This window comes from Bariatricus sp. HCP28S3_D3 (assembly GCF_052065755.1).
Lineage (GTDB): Bacteria > Bacillota > Clostridia > Lachnospirales > Lachnospiraceae > Allocoprococcus.
The window spans coordinates 32,707-50,721 of the sequence record NZ_JBQHTK010000014.1; the positions used below are offsets into that span (position 1 = coordinate 32,707).

The following is an 18,015-nucleotide window of genomic DNA, read 5'->3' on the forward strand; positions in this document are numbered from 1 at the left end:
CATGTATCTGGAACAGATTCAGAAAGCAAATGATATCAAAAAATTGAAGGACGAGGAGCTGGATGAACTGGCTCTTGAGATCCGGAAATTTCTCATAGATAAAATCAGCCGAACCGGAGGGCATCTTGCCTCCAATCTTGGTGTGGTGGAACTCACCATGGCCATGCATTTGAATTTCGATCTTCCGGAGGATAAGATTATCTGGGATGTGGGCCACCAATCCTATACCCATAAGATTCTGACCGGAAGAAAAGACGGGTTTGATGATTTGAGAAAATATGGCGGCATGAGCGGATTCCCGAAAAGAAAGGAAAGTGACTGTGATGCATTTGACACGGGACACAGCTCCACTTCCATTTCCGCGGGGCTTGGATATGTGTGTGCGCGGGATATCCTCGGGGAGGATTATCATGTGATTTCCGTCATCGGTGATGGATCCCTGACGGGAGGAATGGCTTACGAGGCACTCAACAACGCGGCCACACTCAAAACTAATTTTATTATTGTGTTAAATGATAACAAAATGTCTATTTCCCAGAATGTGGGCGGAATGTCCCAGTATCTGGACGGACTGCGCACCGCCAAGGCCTATACTGACTTGAAAAATGCGGTTGAGACGGTGGTGGGAAGCATTCCGGTCGGCGGCGAGAAGCTTGTAAAACATATGCGCAAGACGAAGAGCAGCATCAAACAGCTCTTTGTGCCGGGTATGTTTTTTGAAGATATGGGGATCAAATATTTAGGACCGGTGGACGGGCATAACCTGAAAGCACTCTGCCGGACGTTCAAAGAAGCAAAGAGAGTGAAAGGGCCGGTGCTTCTTCATGTGCTGACCCGCAAAGGAAAAGGATACCTCCCGGCAGAGCAGGATCCGTCGAAATTCCACGGAACCGGGCCATTTGACATCGTAACGGGAGAACCGTTGACAAAGAGTGCGAAAGATTCTTACACGGATGTGTTTTCCAAAGTCATGCTGGATCTTGGGAAAAAGGATGAACGTCTGGTGGCAATCACGGCTGCGATGGAGGACGGAACAGGACTTGCCGCTTTCCATAAGCATTTCCCGGACCGGTTCTTCGATGTGGGGATCGCCGAAGGGCATGGCGTGACGTTCGCGGCGGGACTTGCGGCAGCCGGCCTTCATCCGGTATTTGCGGTTTACTCATCTTTCCTGCAGAGGGGATTTGATCAGATCATCCACGATGTATGTCTGCAGAAGCTTCCGGTCGTGTTTGCCATTGACAGGGCAGGTCTGGTAGGAAGCGACGGCGAGACGCATCAGGGCGATTTTGATCTGTCCTATCTTTCGATGGTGCCGAATATGACGGTGATGTCACCGAAGAATAAATGGGAACTGGCAGACATGCTGCGCTTTGCGGTAAAAATGGGAGCACCGGCCGCGCTTCGGTATCCCCGTGGCACGGCGTACGACGGATTCAAAGAATACCGTCAGCCGATCGTCTACGGCAAGAGTGAAGCGATTTTCGAGGAGGATTCCATTGCCATCCTGAGTGTGGGACATATGTTTGAAACGGCCGTGCGTGTACGTGAACAGCTGAAGGATACCGGTTACAACTGCACGCTGATCAACGCGCGCTTCGTGAAACCGATCGATGAAGAAATGCTCCTTGCACTGGCAGGTGAACATGAACTTCTCGTTACGATCGAAGAAAATGTCAAAAGCGGCGGTTACGGAGAAAGAGTGTTGGATTTTGTTTCCAGAAAAGGATTGAAGATGAAGGTACTTATGATCGCATTGCCGGATGATTATATTGAACACGGCAGTGTGGATGTACTGCGCCGGGAAGTCCTGATGGATGATGAGTCCATAGCGAAGCGAATCATGACGGAATATATGGGACGGAGAGGATAAAAAGACATGAAAGAACGGTTGGATGTATTACTTGTAAAGCAGGGTCTGGCAGCCTCCAGAGAGAAAGCAAAGGCAATCATCATGTCCGGCAATGTGTTTGTGGACGGACAGAGAGAAGATAAAGCGGGAACCACATTTTCCGAAGATGTAAAGATTGAAGTAAAAGGGCATACCCTTCCTTATGTGAGCCGGGGAGGGCTGAAGCTGGAGAAAGCGATGAAGAATTTTGATGTCTCCATGGAGGGCAAGGTGTGCACCGATGTGGGATCCTCTACGGGAGGCTTTACGGACTGTATGCTGCAAAATGGAGCCAGAAAAGTATTTGCAATTGATGTCGGAAGAGGGCAGCTTGACTGGAAGCTAAGACAGGATGAGCGTGTTGTCTGCATGGAGAAGACCAATATCCGCTATGTGGTTCCGGAAGATCTCGGCGAGCCGATTGATTTTTCTTCCATCGATGTCTCCTTCATTTCCCTTACCAAGGTGCTCCTTCCGATCCGGAATTATCTGAAAGATGATGGGGAAATCGTGGCACTGATCAAACCACAGTTTGAGGCGGGGCGTGAGAAAGTCGGTAAAAAAGGAGTGGTCAGGGAAAAAAGTACTCATGTTGAAGTGATTGAGAAAGTGACAGAATATGCCGTTTCCATAGGATTTAAGGTAAAGGCGCTGGAGTTTTCGCCGATCAAAGGACCGGAAGGTAATATCGAATATCTGGTTCATTTGCAGAAATGCCCGCCGGAAGAAGCAAAAGTGGAGGAAGGTGTACGGATCCGTCAGGTGACGGATGCGGCGTTTGACACACTTGCATAACAGGGATATGAGGCTGAAAATGGAACGATTTTATATTATTACAAATTATGCAAAAGACGAAGACTATCGAATAACGACTCGGATCAAAGAGTGTATTGAGTCTTACGGGAAGACCTGTATCCTTTGCCAGAAGGATGACTATGAGAAGATCAGACCGGAGACGATACCGAATCAGATCGACTGTGCACTGGTCGTTGGAGGCGACGGAACGTTCATCCAGGCATCCAGAACCTTGTTCGGAAGAGAGATTCCTATGCTTGGCATCAATATGGGAACGCTTGGATATCTGACGGAAGTAGAGGTCCAGAATGTGGAGCGCGCCATCGAACAGCTGATGACAGGCAACTATGCGATCGAGAACAGAATGATGCTCTATGGTTCCGGCCCGAATCAGATGCGTGATGTGGCACTGAACGATATTGTTGTCACAAGAAGCGGACTGATGAAAATCATCCAGATTAATCTGTATGTCAATGGGGAATTTTTAAATTCGTATAAAGCAGACGGAATCATTATTTCTACACCGACCGGATCGACCGCATATAACCTTTCGGCAGGCGGCCCGATTGTGGAGCCCAGGGCATCGCTCATCGTGGTCACCCCGATCTGTTCACACGGACTGAATTCACGGAGCATTGTTTTTTCGGGAGATGATGAGATCGTGATTGAGATTGGAGCTCATCGTGCAGGACAGTGTGAAGAGGCGGCGATCAGTTTTGATGGGGCAGATGTGATTCCTTTGCATACCGGAGACCGGGTGAGAATTAAAAAAGCCTGGGAGACGGCGAAAATCGTCAAATTGAGCAAGATCAGTTTCCTGGAGACTATGCGTGAGAAGATGAAGGGAAATTAGGGCATTGCCTGATAAATATGGAAAGGAACTGGAACATGAAAGTAAACCGACACGCGAAAATAGTAGAACTTATAAATAAATACCAGATCGAGACACAGGAAGAACTTGCAGAGCGGCTGAACCAGGTTGGTTTCCATGTGACACAGGCAACGGTGTCCAGAGATATCCGGGACCTCAAGCTTACGAAAGTTCCGGCTGAGAACGGAAAACAGAAATACGCAGTACTGGAAAGCGGAAATACTGCCATGGGAGAAAAGTATATCCGCATTCTGCGTGACGGATTCGTGTCCATGGATATGGCACAGAATATTCTGGTCATCAAGACGGTCTCCGGGATGGCGATGGCAGTGGGGGCCGCTCTGGACGCGATGAAATGGACAGAACTGGTGGGATGTATTGCCGGAGACGACACCGTGATGTGCGCGGTGCGAAGTGTGGATGATACCATCCTTTTGATGGAAAAGATCAAGAAGCTGCTCGCGAAGTAGCTGAAAAGTAGAACAGGAGGAAGCATGTTACAGAATCTACATGTGAAGAATCTCGCCCTGATCGATGAGGTCGAAGTGGATTTTGCGGAAGGTCTGAATATTCTGACCGGAGAGACTGGGGCAGGAAAATCAATCGTATTGGGAAGTGTGAGTCTTGCCCTCGGCGGGCGCTATTCAGCTGATATGCTGCGAAAAGGAACGGATGCGGGGCTTGTAGAGCTTACCTTTTCCGTGAATTCTCCTGAGACGATCCGCAAGCTTGAAGAGCTGGAGATTCATCCGGATGACGGGCAGATCATCATCAGCCGCAAACTGACGGGCTCCAGAAGTGTGAGCCGGATCAACGGGGAGACGGTGACAGCCTCTAAGATCCGGGAAGTGGCATCGGCGCTTATTGATATACACGGACAGCATGAGCATCAATCCCTGCTTTATAAAAAGAATCACCTGGCCATACTCGATGCATTTGCCAAGGATGCGGACGGAGTGAAAAAACAGGTACAGGAAGCGTACCGGACATATCGTGCCGTGCAAAAGGAACTGAACGAGGCGGATACGGATGAAGCTCAGAGACTGAAGGAGATTTCCTTCCTGGAATTTGAGATCGAAGAGATCCAGAATGCGGGACTATCCGAAGAAGAAGATTTGGAAATAGAAGAAACATATCGAAAGATGGTGTCCGGCAAACGAATCGCAGAGAGTCTGGAAGAGGCCTATGCCTATCTGGCAGGAGAGAACCAGGAAAATGCAGGCGAACTTCTGGGACGCGCTGTCCGTGCCATCGCAGATGCGACCGGATACGACAAGCATACGGAAGAGCTGTACGGCCAGATACTGGAAGTGGAGAATCTGCTGGGCGATTTCAGCCGGGAACTCAGGGAATACACGGATTCGCTGTCTTTTTCACCGGAAGCTTTCTATGAAGTGGAGAGCAGACTGAACGATATCAATCACCTCAAGTCCAAATACGGCAACACCGTGACGGAGATTCTCGAATACTGTGAAAAACAGCAACAGCGACTTCAGATCCTTCAGGATTACGATCATTATCTGGATACCCTGAAAGTCCGCCTAAAAGACGCAGAGGATAAATTAGGGGAGCTGTGTGAAAAACTGAGCCGGATTCGCCAAAAAGAGGCGAAGAAACTGCAGGAAAAGATTCGGGAAGGGCTTCTGGATCTGAATTTCCTTGAAGTACAATTTGAGATCCGGTTCACAAGAACCCAGGATTACACAGCGGAAGGAACCGATGATGTGGAGTTTATGATTTCCATGAATCCGGGACAGCCCCAAAAGCCGCTGGCGGAGGTCGCATCCGGCGGTGAACTATCCCGAATCATGCTGGCAATCAAGTCGGTTCTTGCAGATAAAGATGAGATCGAGACACTGATATTTGACGAAATCGATGTGGGGATCAGCGGACGCACGGCGCAGAAGGTCTCCGAGAAGATGGGCGTGATCGGGCGGAAACATCAGGTGATTTGCATTACCCATCTGGCGCAGATCGCAGCGATGGCGGATGCCCATTATGCGATCGAAAAAAAAGTGGAAAATCATGTGACGAAAACCAGCATTTCCCGGCTGGACGAAGAAGCATCCGTAAGAGAACTGGCGCGGATTCTGGGAGGCGCCCAGATCACGGATGCAGTGCTTCGCAATGCCGAAGAAATGAAAAATCTGGCATCCGGTTTAAAATAAAGATATTTTTTGCATACTAAAAGCAGGAACACAAGTTTCCTGCTTTTTTTGTATCTGTTCAGAGCCGAGCAGTGGTTTCAAAGTTGGCTCTGAACACTTACGTTTTTTCATCAGAATCTTCAGAAAAAGCAGGAGAAAGGGGAACAGACATGACAGTCAGATGGTATCGAAGAATGCTGATTATTTTATTGGTGTTTGCCGTGACGGTCGGCGGCAGCTACTGCTTCCTGCAGATAAAAAGGGAGGAACTGAAAAAAGAGGTGAGCGCAGGCACCGGATCCGAGAATCTGTTGATTCCGGGAGGAATGCCAATAGGCATATACATGGAGACGGACGGAGTGATGGTACTCGGCACAGACGAGATCAAAAGCAGTGACGGGAGCTCAACTTCCCCTGCAAAACATCTGGTGAAAGACGGAGATTATATCGTCGGAATCGATGAAGAAGAGGTGGAAAATAAGCAGGAACTCATCGAAGTTATGCAGAATATGTCGAAAAAAACCGTAATTCTGCACTTACGTAGAAAAATGGAGTATATTGATGTAAAGATTCATCCTGCAAAGGATGAAGAGGGGAAGTATAAACTTGGCATCTGGGTAAGGGACAATGTGCAGGGACTCGGAACCATCACATTTCTGAATGCGAACAGCGAGTTCGGAGCGCTTGGTCACGGAATCCATGATGTGGACACGAGTGAGCTTTTGGAAATATCAGAAGGTACTCTTTATGAAACCAGTATACAAAACATCAAAAAAGGGCAGAATGGCAGTCCGGGAGGCATGGAAGGAATCATTGTATATAATCACTACAATGTACTCGGAAGTATAACGAGCAATACGGAAACGGGAATCTATGGGAAAATCGACCGGGTAGATAAGGTGTTCAAGAAGCAGGAGGCCTATCCGGCAGGTTCGAAAGAAGAAATCAAAACAGGGAAAGCGTATATCCGATGCGCCGTAAGCGGTGAAGTAAAAGATTATGAGATTCAGATTACAAAAATCGACTTACACCCGGGGGAGGTCAATAAGGGAATCGAGATCCGGGTCACCGATGAGGAACTTTTGAGAATAACAGGCGGAATTGTGCAGGGAATGAGTGGAAGTCCTATTTTGCAGGACGGAAAAATTGTGGGAGCAGTCACGCATGTTTTCGTACAGGATTCGACAAAAGGCTACGGCATTTTCATCGAAAATATGCTGGAGAATCTTGACGAATAGCGTCAAGCGCGAAAAATGTCTAATTTTTACGACTTTGTTTTCTTGTATCCGGCAAATTCAGGAGCATATAATGTTTCCCGTAACAGCCGTAAATCTGCTGTCAAATCGAAGGAGGGTATAACTTTATGGAAAGGCTGAATGTTGCGATTGCCGACGATAATGAACGAATGCTGGATTTATTGAGCGAAATTATCGAAAGTGATCAGGAATTGAATCTTGTTGGAAAGGCGAACAACGGGGAGGATATGTATCATATTATCAAAGAAGAGGAACCGGATGTTGTACTTCTGGATCTGATCATGCCGAAAATGGACGGGATCAGTGTGATGGAACTTGTGAGCCAGGATAAGGCGGTCAAAAAACAACCCAATTTCATTGTTGTGACCGCAATCGGACAGGAGCGGATTACGGAAGATGCCTTTGAAAAAGGTGCATCATACTACATTTTAAAACCTTTCAACAATGAGACTGTGCTACAGCGGATAAAAAGTACCGGCCACGGAACAAAAGCGGCGGACCGGAAAGAAGAAACGATGGTTACAAAAGGACCGGACATGCAGGAGAACCTGGAAAAACAAGTGACGGATCTTCTTCATGAGATCGGGATACCGGCACACATCAAGGGATATCATTATCTTCGGGATTCGATATTGATGGTCGTAGACGATATGGATATTCTGAATGCGATTACCAAGATTCTGTATCCGACCGTGGCGAAAAAACATCAGACCACGGCGAGCAGAGTAGAAAGAGCAATACGCCATGCGATCGAAGTTGCATGGAGCAGAGGAAAACTCGACACGCTGGAGCGGCTGTTCGGGTATACAGTAAGCAATGGAAAAGGCAAGCCTACAAATTCTGAGTTTATCGCGCTTGTCGCAGATACGATCCGATTACAGTCAAAGCACAGATAAATCTTTTCAAATCGCCGTTTTTGCGGTATAATTAGTAGCTAGAAAGCCGCAAGAGAGAAGAAGGAGGGCGCAGGATGAAAAAGATATTGTTTGTAGCATCGGAAGCGGTGCCATTTATTAAAACGGGAGGCCTTGCAGATGTTGTCGGCTCACTTCCGAAATATTTTGACAAAAAGAAATACGACGTGCGTGTGATGATTCCAAAGTATGTATGTATGAAGGAAGAATGGAAGAATCAGCTTGTTTATAAGACTCATTTTTATATGGATCTGAATTGGCGGCAGCAGTATGTGGGAATTCTGGAACTGCAGTACGAAGGTGTTACATTCTATTTTATTGATAACGAATATTATTTTAACGGACCGAAGCCGTATGGAGATATTGCCTATGATATTGAGAAGTTCGCATTTTTCTCCAAAGCAGCGCTTTGCGCACTCCCGCTCCTGGATTTCCGCCCCGATATTATTCACTGCCACGATTGGCAGACAGGACTTGTCCCGGTATTTCTTGACAACTTCCGTTACGGAAATGAGTATTTCAGAGGAATCAAGACTGTATTTACCATCCATAATCTGAAGTTCCAGGGCGTGTGGGATAAGAAAACGGTTCGTGATATCACCGGACTTCCGGATTACTATTTCACACCGGATAAACTGGAGGCATACCGGGATGCCAACTTCCTCAAAGGCGGTATCGTGTATTCAGACCGCGTGACAACGGTAAGCAATACCTACGCAGAAGAAATAAAGACACCATTTTACGGAGAAAAGCTGAACGGACTTATGAATGCCCGTTCCAATTGTCTCTCCGGAATTGTAAATGGAATTGACTACAATGAGTTCAATCCGGAGACAGACCCGAACATTGTGAAAAATTATTCTATTGAGACATTCCGCAAGGAAAAAGTGAAGAATAAGACCGCACTTCAGGAAGAGCTTGGCCTGGAAAAAGATCCTCATAAGATGCTGATCGGTATTGTATCCCGACTGACAGACCAAAAGGGATTTGACCTGGTCAACTATGTAATGGATGAACTTTGTCAGGATGAGGTGGAGATCGTCATTCTTGGTACCGGAGAAGAACGCTATGAGAACAGCTTTCGTTATTTCGCATGGAAATATCCGGAGAAAGTCAGTGCCAATATCTATTATTCCGAGCCGATGTCACACAAAGTGTATGCATCCTGTGATGCATTCCTGATGCCGTCACTTTTTGAACCTTGCGGACTGAGTCAGCTTATGAGCCTTCGTTACGGAACCGTACCGATCGTTCGTGAGACCGGTGGACTGAAAGATACGGTTGAGCCGTACAACGAGTTCGAGAAGACGGGAACCGGATTCAGTTTTATGAACTTTAATGCGCATGAGATGCTTGGAACGATCCGTTATGCAGAACGTATTTATTATGATAGAAAACGTGACTGGAACAAGATCGTGGAACGAGGCATGCAGAAAGACTTCTCATGGAGCAATTCAGCAAGATTATATGAAGATCTCTATGAAGGAATGTAATATTTGGTAAAATTATCCCTAGTAAGAGAGTCGGTATTGAGATATAATGGAAGATAAGTATGTTAGAATAGGAGATAAGAATGAAAATCAAAGAAAGACTACAGGAAAATAAAGTACATATTTCATTTGAAGTATTTCCGCCGAAGACAGATGCAGGCTTTGAATCCGTTATGGGAGCGGTGGAGAAAATCGCTGCTCTGAAGCCCTCTTATATCAGTGTTACCTATGGTGCCGGCGGCGGAACGAGCAAGAATACAGTGAAGATCGCTTCACACATTAAGAAAGATCTGGGTGTGCCGAGTCTCGCACATCTGACTTGCGCGTCTTCCACAAGGGAAGAAGTTCATGCAGTGATCGACCGGCTGAAAGAAGAGGGAATTGAAAATATTCTTGCACTTAGGGGAGATATTCCGAAAGACGCCAGTTTCCCGATTCCGGGACAGTATCACTATGCATCCGAACTGATCCGGGACATCAAAGAACAGGGAGATTTCTGTATTGGCGCAGCCTGCTATCCGGAAGGACATGTAGAATCTGCAAGCAAGGATGAAGACATTCTCCATTTGAAAGAAAAAGTGGACTGCGGTGTGGATTTTCTTACGACACAGATGTTTTTCGATAACAGTATTCTTTATAATTTCCTTTATCGCATCCGCGAAAAAGGGATCACGGTTCCGGTGCTTCCCGGAATCATGCCGGTTACCAACGGTAAGCAGATCGCAAGGATTTGTTCGCTCTCCGGAACTGTGCTTCCGCAGAGATTTCTCGCGGTAGTGGATAAATTCGGAGATAATCCGGCGGCAATGCAGCAGGCCGGAATCGCGTATGCGACAGACCAGATCATCGATCTGATTGCAAACGGAATACAGAATATCCATATTTATTCTATGAATAAGCCGGAGGTTGCAGCGGCAATCATGGCAAATCTTTCAGAAATTATGAAATAGGTGTAACTATGACAGACTTAAGGACGAAAGAAGCGATTCGTTACCTTGGTTATGGAAAACACGCGGTAGATGAGGGAACGCTTGGGCTGATTTCAGACTCTTTCAGGGATCTGGAAGCATGTGCGGCAGCGAAATCCATCTACCGCATTTTTGAATGTGAACATACAGGGGAGAACGAATTACAAATAGGAAAAATGAATATTACAAGCAGGAGTCTCGGAAGGAACCTGAAGGGATGCGGCAGTGTGGTTCTGCTTGGAGCTACACTGGGGACCGGCGTGGATCTGATGATGAAGCGGTTCTCCCTCACAGATATGGCCAAGACGGTGGTACTTCAGGCCTGCGCCGCAGCGTATCTGGAGGAATATCTGGATCAGCTCCAGGAGAAGATCGGTGAAGAGCTAAGGCAACAGGAAAAATGGCTCAGACCACGATTCAGTCCCGGGTACGGGGATTTTGATATTCATCATCAGAAGGACATTCTGCAAATGCTGGATACGGCCAAAACGATCGGCCTTACGATGACGGACAGCTATATGCTTACACCGGTCAAATCTGTGACTGCACTGATCGGGATCAGCGATTCCGATGAGAAATGTCATATCAAAGGCTGTGAATCCTGTGGGAAGACAGACTGCATTTACAGAAGAAACTAGAAGAAGTTAGAAGGAGCAATGGACATGAGTATACGAGAAAGACTGGGCAGAGAACTGCTCTTTTTTGACGGAGGAATGGGGACGCTTCTCCAGGAACGGGGACTGGAACCGGGAGAGCTCCCTGAAGTATGGAATCTGAAGCACCCGGAAGAGGTCGAGGAGATCCACCGGAGATATTTTGAAGCAGGCAGCGACATCGTCCTGACCAATACGTTCGGGGCAAATGCCTGCAAATTCCATGATGACAACTGGTCACTGGAGGAAGTTATCTGTGCTGCCGTGAAAAATGCAAAGCAGGCACAGGAGCAGGGAGTGCTGGATGGAAGAGAAACCTATGTGGCACTCGATATGGGACCCACCGGTAAGTTGTTAAAGCCCATGGGCGATCTGGATTTTGAGGATGCGTACCGCGCATTTGCAGAAGCTGCCACCCTCGGAGAAAAGAACGGTGCAGATCTCATCCATATAGAAACCATGAGTGACACCTACGAGGTGAAAGCTGCGGTACTTGCCGCGAAAGAAAACACCTCCCTTCCGGTATTTGCCACGATGATCTTCGATGAGCGGGGAAAACTTCTGACCGGCGGAGATGTCCCGTCCGTTGTGGCGATGCTTGAAGGACTGGGAGTCGATGCCATCGGAATGAACTGCGGCCTCGGACCGGACCAGATGCTTCCACTTCTGAAAGCGATGCGACGCTACACCTCTCTTCCGGTCATCGTAAAGCCAAATGCGGGACTTCCGAAGCAGAAGAACGGGGAGACATATTATGATGTAGAGCCGGAACGTTTTGCCGCCACGATGAAGAAAATCGTAGAAGAGGGTGCCTGCGTCATCGGAGGCTGCTGTGGAACCACACCCGATCATATCCGAAGAATGGTGGAAGCCTGCAAGGACCATCCAATCCTTCCGGTGGAAGAGAAGGAGGATACCATCGTTTCCTCCTATGGGAAAGCAGTGATTTTAGGGGATATGCCGCTTATTATCGGTGAGCGCATCAATCCGACCGGCAAAAAAAGGTTTAAAGAAGCATTGAAAGCGCACGATATGGATTACATCCTCAAAGAGGGAATCACACAGCAGGAGAAGGGTGCGCACATTCTGGATGTCAATGTGGGACTGCCGGATATCGATGAAGTGCAGATGATGAAGGATGTAGTGACCCAGCTTCAGAGCGTGACCAGCCTTCCGCTGCAAATCGACACGGTAGACGCAAAGGCCATGGAAGCCGCCATGCGGATCTACAACGGCAAACCTATGCTTAACTCCGTTAGCGGCAAACAGGAATCCATGAACGCCGTCTTCCCGCTGGTGAAAAAATACGGTGGTGTCGTAGTCGGGCTGACCTTAGACGAACAGGGAATACCTTCCGATGCAGACGGAAGAGTGAAGATCGCCGGAAAAATCATCGAAGAAGCCGCAAAATACGGAATCAGGAAGAAAGATATTGTTATCGATGTGCTGACCATGACCATCAGCTCCGAGAAGGACGGTGCAAAAGTCACCCTGGAAGCCCTCAGAAAAGTGCGAGAGATCTACGGAGTGCGCACCGTACTCGGCGTATCCAACATTTCCTTCGGACTTCCCAAAAGACCGGTGATCAACAGCCATTTCTACACCATGGCGATGCAGAACGGACTGACGGCAGGCATCATCAATCCTTCCTCCGAAGAAATGATGAAATCTTACGACGCATTCCTCGCACTGATGGGATACGATGAAAACTGTACCTCCTATATCACCAAATATGCTGCACAGGCAGCGGCGGAAAAAGCTGCGGCACAGGTGGCAGGCGGAAACGGAACACTCCGGATAGCGGGCGGAAACGGCCCCTCCCAGCCGGTGGGCACAGATACCGGGAACACACTGACATTAAAATACGCAATCGAAAAAGGCCTGAAGGAAGAAGCCCATCATCTTACCCGGGAACTCGTGAAAACACGGGATGCGATGGAGATCATCCAGCAGGAACTGATCCCCGCACTCAACGTTGTTGGAGACGGCTTTGAAAAAGGAACCGTGTTCCTTCCCCAGCTCCTCATGAGTGCCGACGCCGCAAAAATCGCCTTTGCCGTTATCAAAGACGTACTCGCCGAATCCGGAGCTGCCGAAGAAAAAAAAGAAAAAATCATCCTTGCAACCGTCAAAGGCGACATTCACGATATCGGCAAAAACATCGTCAAAGTCCTTCTCGAAAACTACGGCTTCGAAGTCCTGGACCTCGGCAAAGATGTACCGCCGGAACTTATCGTAGAAAAAGCAATTGAAGAAGAAGTGACACTCGTAGGCCTAAGCGCACTCATGACCACCACCGTAGTCAGCATGGAAGAAACCATCCGCCAGCTCCGCGAGAAAAAGCCCGACTGCCGCGTCATGGTAGGAGGCGCCGTCCTCAACCAGGAATACGCCGACATGATCGGCGCCGACTTCTACGGCAAAGACGCCATGCAGTCCGTACACTACGCCCAGTCCCTCTTCGGAACAGAAAACAAAGTTTAGAAAAAATTCATAAAATCAAGCCACAAAAACCACAAATTATGTGAAAATTGATTTGAAAAGAACCCATTCATATGTTATGATAAAACTAGTTTAGCAAGGGAGGCACGAGTATGGCATTTTTCTCAACACTAATCAGCACACTTATTAAAATGGCTATCATAGCAGTCTTCGCATTCCTCGGAATCCTGACCGGAAAAAAACTGCGCGACCGCAAAAACGCCAAAACCGCAGCTGAAGAAAAATAATGAAGACAGATAAAAAGATTCTCCGGATCATAAATCCGGAGAATCTTTTTATTTGTCTGACTTCCCCCGCTCAATCGGTCCCATCTATGGGACCCAATTGAGCCCCACCCAGGAAAACCACATCCTCCCCCAGAAAATGCACATCCTCCCCCATGGAAATGCACAGCCCCCGCCTGACAGGGATGGTTCCCGGACCGTCAAAAACGCCGGCACTTGATGGCAGCAGCCGCATGCGCGGCGCCCTGGCATCATAGTACCGCTGCGTTTTTGCCCGAGCGAAAGCGAGTCCGGGAACCATCCCTGCCAGGCGGGGGCGTCCCCATTTTCCAACGCGAAACAGTTGACAAACCTCCCCACAATCTTTATAATTAAACTTTAGCAAATTGCGTGCAGAATTTTGCACGATACAGTATAGGAGGAAAAAGATGAAAGCGTACGGAGTAAACGAATTAAGACGTATGTTCCTTGAGTTTTTTGAGAGTAAGGACCATTTGAAGATGAAGAGTTTTTCGCTGGTACCGCACAACGACAACAGCCTTTTGCTGATCAACTCCGGTATGGCACCGTTAAAGCCGTATTTTACCGGACAGGAGATCCCGCCGAGACGTCGTGTGACGACCTGCCAGAAGTGTATTCGTACCGGTGATATTGAAAATGTTGGAAAGACAGCACGTCACGGTACATTTTTTGAAATGCTCGGTAACTTCTCTTTTGGAGATTACTTTAAGAGAGAAGCAATCCACTGGTCATGGGAGTTCTTGACAGAAGTTGTGGGACTGGACCCGAACAGATTATATCCGTCTGTATATCAGGATGACGATGAAGCATTTGAGATCTGGAATAAAGAAATCGGAATCGCTCCGGAGCGGATTTTCCGTTTTGGAAAAGAAGACAATTTCTGGGAGCATGGTTCAGGCCCGTGCGGTCCATGTTCTGAGATCTATTATGACCGCGGTGAGAAATACGGCTGCGGCAAACCGGGATGTACCGTAGGATGTGAATGTGACCGATACATGGAGATCTGGAACAACGTATTTACCCAGTTTGACAATGACGGACATAACAATTATACAGAACTGGAACAGAAGAACATTGATACCGGTATGGGACTTGAGAGACTTGCATGTATCGTACAGGATGTAGATTCCATGTTCGATATTGATACACTGAAGGCACTTCGCGATCAGGTATGCGAACTTGCAGGTGTGTCTTACGGTGAAGATTATAATACAGACGTATCCCTTCGCGTGATCACCGACCATATTCGTTCCGTATCGTTCATGATTTCCGATGGAATCATGCCTTCCAATGAAGGACGCGGCTATGTGCTGAGAAGACTTCTCCGCCGTGCCTGCCGTCACGGAAGACTTTTGAACATCGAGGGCGGTTTTCTGACCAAGCTTGCAGAGACTGTAATCGAAGGTTCCAAGGACGGCTATCCGGAGCTGGAAGAGAAGAAAGACTTTATCATGAATGTGATTCGCAAAGAAGAAGAGCAGTTCGACAGGACGATCGATCAGGGCCTTGTCATTCTCAATGAGATGAAAGAGAAGATGGTGGTAGAAGGCGTAAAGACTCTGTCCGGCGAGGATGCATTCAAATTATATGATACCTACGGATTCCCGCTTGATCTGACAAAAGAGATCCTGGAAGAAGAGAAAATGGATGTGGATGAAGAAGGCTTCAAGGCTGCCATGGAAGTACAGCGTCAGACTGCAAGAAAAGCACGTAAAGTGACAAACTATATGGGCGCAGACGTGACCGTTTACGAATCCATCGATCCTTCCGTGACATCCGAATTTGTCGGATATGATAACCTGACCTATGAATCAAAGATCACCGTTCTTACAACCGACGAAGAGGTTGTGGATGCACTGTCAGATGGAGAAAGAGGAACCATTTTTGTAGAGAAGACTCCGTTCTACGCAACCAGCGGCGGACAGGAAGCTGACCACGGCGTGATCAGCTGCGGAGATGGAGAATTCATCGTAGAAGATGTTGTAAAACTGCTCGGCGGCAAGATCGGTCATATCGGACGCATGACCCGCGGAATGATGAAAGCAGGAGATACGGTAACACTTACCGTAGATGCCGAGAGACGTTCTCTCTGCGCAAGAAACCACAGTGCGACTCATCTGCTTCAGAAAGCACTCCGCACGGTTCTCGGAACTCATGTTGAACAGGCAGGTTCCAGCGTAAATGACGAAAGACTGCGTTTTGACTTCTCGCATTTCTCTGCAATGACACCGGAAGAATTGCAGAGGACCGAAGATATGGTCAACGACAGCATTTCCAGATCCCTTCAGGTTATCGCGAAGAATATGCCGATCGAAGAAGCAAGAAAGACCGGAGCACAGGCACTTTTCGGTGAAAAATACGGTGATATTGTACGAGTTGTCAATATGAGTGATTACTCCATCGAATTCTGTGGAGGAACCCACGTTGCAAATACAGGAGAAATCGGAGCATTTAAGATCATATCCGAGAGCGGTGTGGCAGCCGGCGTGCGCCGTATCGAAGCGTTGACTTCCAAAGGACTTATGAAATATTACGCGGCTCTGGAAGAAAAGATGCACGAAGCTGCGAAGCTTCTGAAGGCGACCCCGGATAATCTCACTGAGAAGATCACGCATCTGCAGGCTGAGAACAAAGAACTTCACAGCGAAGTCGAGAGCCTGAAGAGCAAACTGGCAAAGGACGCTATGGGCGATGTGATGAGCCAGGTAGAAGAAGTGAACGGAGTGAAGGTTCTTGCTGTCAGCGTAGAAGATATGGATATGAACGGACTTCGCGATCTCGGCGACCAGCTCAAAGAGAAGCTTGGAGAAGGTGTGGTCGTGATTGCATCTGCTGCAGGCGGCAAAGTCAGCCTGATGGCAACCGTAACCGACGGAGCAATGAAGAAAGGCGCTCATGCCGGAAATCTGATCAAGGCAATCGTATCCTGCGTTGGCGGTGGCGGCGGCGGACGCCCGAACATGGCACAGGCAGGCGGAAAGAATCCGGCAGGCATTCCGGATGCACTTGCAAAAGTGAAAGAGGTTTTAGCAGGACAGATTCAATAAATTATGCATAATTTGGCATATTTTTAAAGAAAATTCTTGACTGTATTAAAAAATATGCTATAATCATGTGTAGTGCAATAAAATACCCGAACAGTCGTATAATGCACAATACAAGGCTGGAGGGGAGGTTAGGTGTGAGACTATGTCAAATGTAATCGTAAAAGAAAACGAGACGTTAGACAGCGCTTTACGCAGATTCAAAAGAAACTGCGCAAAGGCAGGAATTCAGCAGGAGATTCGTAAGAGAGAACATTACGAAAAACCAAGCGTAAGACGTAAAAAGAAATCCGAAGCTGCTAGAAAACGTAAATATAATTAATATGTGCAGAATAATGAGGTGTTTGAATATCAACACCTCATTTTTTTAGCGGGCAGGAGGTCGAAGGGCCAAGTGCCGGAGGAATGGATATGTGGTGGAATAGAGTGATTTTTGGAGTTGGAAGTTATGAATTAGTCATGTGGTTCCTGACTTACGGAATGCTGGGATGGCTCGTCGAATCGATCTATATGTCCTTTTGTAATAAAAAGCTGACGAACAGGGGATTCGGAAGAGGTCCGTTCTGTCCAATCTATGGTGTGGGGGCGCTGACTGTATTTTTTCTCCTCAGGCCATACAGCGAGAATCGTGTCCTGTTGTTTTTCATGGGATCCTTTTTCGCAACCATTCTGGAATATCTGACCGCACTTCTGATGCAGAAGGTGTTCGGAGAAGTCTGGTGGGATTATAATGAAAAACCTTTCAACTATAAAGGGATAATCTGTCTCGAGAGTTCGATCGCCTGGGGATTCTATACCTTGTTTCTCTTCATGTTCCTGCAGAACACAGTGGAGGGAATCGTGGCATTGATCCCGCTTTATGTAGGACGGGTGGCAGGTTCGGTACTGATCACCGTATTCGGTATGGATTTTCTTTCATCCTTCTACAATGTAAAAAAGGATGATATGCCGGAATGTGTTACCGGACCGATCGAAAGAATAAAAGAGAATATCCGTAATTTTATTTAGAAAATTTATCTGAAATATCTATAATTTTTTTGTAAAAATTTTGTGTTGACAAATTTTAGACTGAGGTATATACTCATAATCGTTAAATGACAAAGGCGTCATGTACAGGATGTACATGGCGCTTTTTTTTATCTTGAAAGAAGATAAGACTCCCACCTTCATAGGTGGCGAGTTGCGCAAGTTACTCTTGGTGGGAGTCAAATCTACTTCATTTTGATATTTCTTACAACA

15 protein-coding genes are annotated in these 18,015 nt (G+C 47.3%); all 15 read left to right on the forward strand.

What is annotated here, in order from left to right; all coding sequences use genetic code 11:
* The first annotated feature begins 1 nt into the window (after position 1).
* The 15 genes from dxs to ACTNB3_RS10190 all read left to right on the forward strand — a co-directional run bounded on the left by dxs (position 2) and on the right by ACTNB3_RS10190 (position 17,784).
* Positions 2-1,873, forward strand: coding sequence for a 1-deoxy-D-xylulose-5-phosphate synthase (gene dxs, locus ACTNB3_RS10120; protein ID WP_441025367.1), 1,872 nt, complete (start codon positions 2-4; stop codon positions 1,871-1,873).
* A gap of 6 nt (positions 1,874-1,879) precedes the next feature.
* Positions 1,880-2,686, forward strand: coding sequence for a TlyA family RNA methyltransferase (locus tag ACTNB3_RS10125; protein WP_441025370.1), 807 nt, complete (start codon positions 1,880-1,882; stop codon positions 2,684-2,686).
* A gap of 19 nt (positions 2,687-2,705) precedes the next feature.
* Positions 2,706-3,539: an NAD(+)/NADH kinase gene (locus tag ACTNB3_RS10130; RefSeq protein WP_427807963.1), complete on the forward strand. Its 834-nt coding sequence runs from the start codon at positions 2,706-2,708 to the stop codon at positions 3,537-3,539.
* A 35-nt stretch (positions 3,540-3,574) separates the two neighbouring features.
* Positions 3,575-4,027: an arginine repressor gene (argR, locus tag ACTNB3_RS10135; RefSeq protein ID WP_427808035.1), complete on the forward strand. Its 453-nt coding sequence runs from the start codon at positions 3,575-3,577 to the stop codon at positions 4,025-4,027.
* 24 nt (positions 4,028-4,051) lie between these two features.
* Positions 4,052-5,725: a DNA repair protein RecN gene (recN, locus tag ACTNB3_RS10140; protein ID WP_427820424.1), complete on the forward strand. Its 1,674-nt coding sequence runs from the start codon at positions 4,052-4,054 to the stop codon at positions 5,723-5,725.
* A 149-nt stretch (positions 5,726-5,874) separates the two neighbouring features.
* Positions 5,875-6,942 (forward strand): SpoIVB peptidase, encoded by a 1,068-nt coding sequence (spoIVB, locus tag ACTNB3_RS10145; protein ID WP_427820423.1) that lies wholly within the window; start codon positions 5,875-5,877, stop codon positions 6,940-6,942.
* Between the two features lie 125 nt (positions 6,943-7,067).
* Entirely contained in the window at positions 7,068-7,856 is a 789-nt protein-coding gene (gene spo0A, locus ACTNB3_RS10150; protein ID WP_427807957.1) for a sporulation transcription factor Spo0A, read from the forward strand.
* Positions 7,857-7,930: 74 nt separating this feature from the next.
* On the forward strand, positions 7,931-9,367 hold the full coding sequence (gene glgA / locus ACTNB3_RS10155) for a glycogen synthase GlgA (RefSeq protein WP_427807955.1): 1,437 nt from the start codon (positions 7,931-7,933) through the stop codon (positions 9,365-9,367).
* Positions 9,368-9,447: 80 nt separating this feature from the next.
* On the forward strand, positions 9,448-10,314 hold the full coding sequence (gene metF, locus ACTNB3_RS10160; RefSeq protein WP_427807953.1) for a methylenetetrahydrofolate reductase [NAD(P)H]: 867 nt from the start codon (positions 9,448-9,450) through the stop codon (positions 10,312-10,314).
* A gap of 8 nt (positions 10,315-10,322) precedes the next feature.
* Positions 10,323-10,970, forward strand: coding sequence for a vitamin B12 dependent-methionine synthase activation domain-containing protein (locus ACTNB3_RS10165; RefSeq protein ID WP_427807951.1), 648 nt, complete (start codon positions 10,323-10,325; stop codon positions 10,968-10,970).
* Between the two features lie 24 nt (positions 10,971-10,994).
* Positions 10,995-13,469: a homocysteine S-methyltransferase family protein gene (locus ACTNB3_RS10170; RefSeq protein WP_441025373.1), complete on the forward strand. Its 2,475-nt coding sequence runs from the start codon at positions 10,995-10,997 to the stop codon at positions 13,467-13,469.
* Between the two features lie 110 nt (positions 13,470-13,579).
* Positions 13,580-13,714: a hypothetical protein gene (locus tag ACTNB3_RS10175; RefSeq protein ID WP_427807947.1), complete on the forward strand. Its 135-nt coding sequence runs from the start codon at positions 13,580-13,582 to the stop codon at positions 13,712-13,714.
* A 425-nt stretch (positions 13,715-14,139) separates the two neighbouring features.
* Entirely contained in the window at positions 14,140-16,779 is a 2,640-nt protein-coding gene (alaS, locus tag ACTNB3_RS10180) for an alanine--tRNA ligase (RefSeq protein WP_441025375.1), read from the forward strand.
* A gap of 142 nt (positions 16,780-16,921) precedes the next feature.
* Complete coding sequence (gene rpsU, locus ACTNB3_RS10185) at positions 16,922-17,098, forward strand: 30S ribosomal protein S21 (protein WP_004054229.1); 177 nt, start codon at positions 16,922-16,924, stop codon at positions 17,096-17,098.
* 89 nt (positions 17,099-17,187) lie between these two features.
* Positions 17,188-17,784 carry a putative ABC transporter permease gene (locus ACTNB3_RS10190; protein ID WP_427807943.1) on the forward strand — a complete coding sequence of 199 codons (597 nt, stop codon included), beginning with the start codon at positions 17,188-17,190 and terminating at the stop codon, positions 17,782-17,784.
* Positions 17,785-18,015 lie beyond the last annotated feature (231 nt).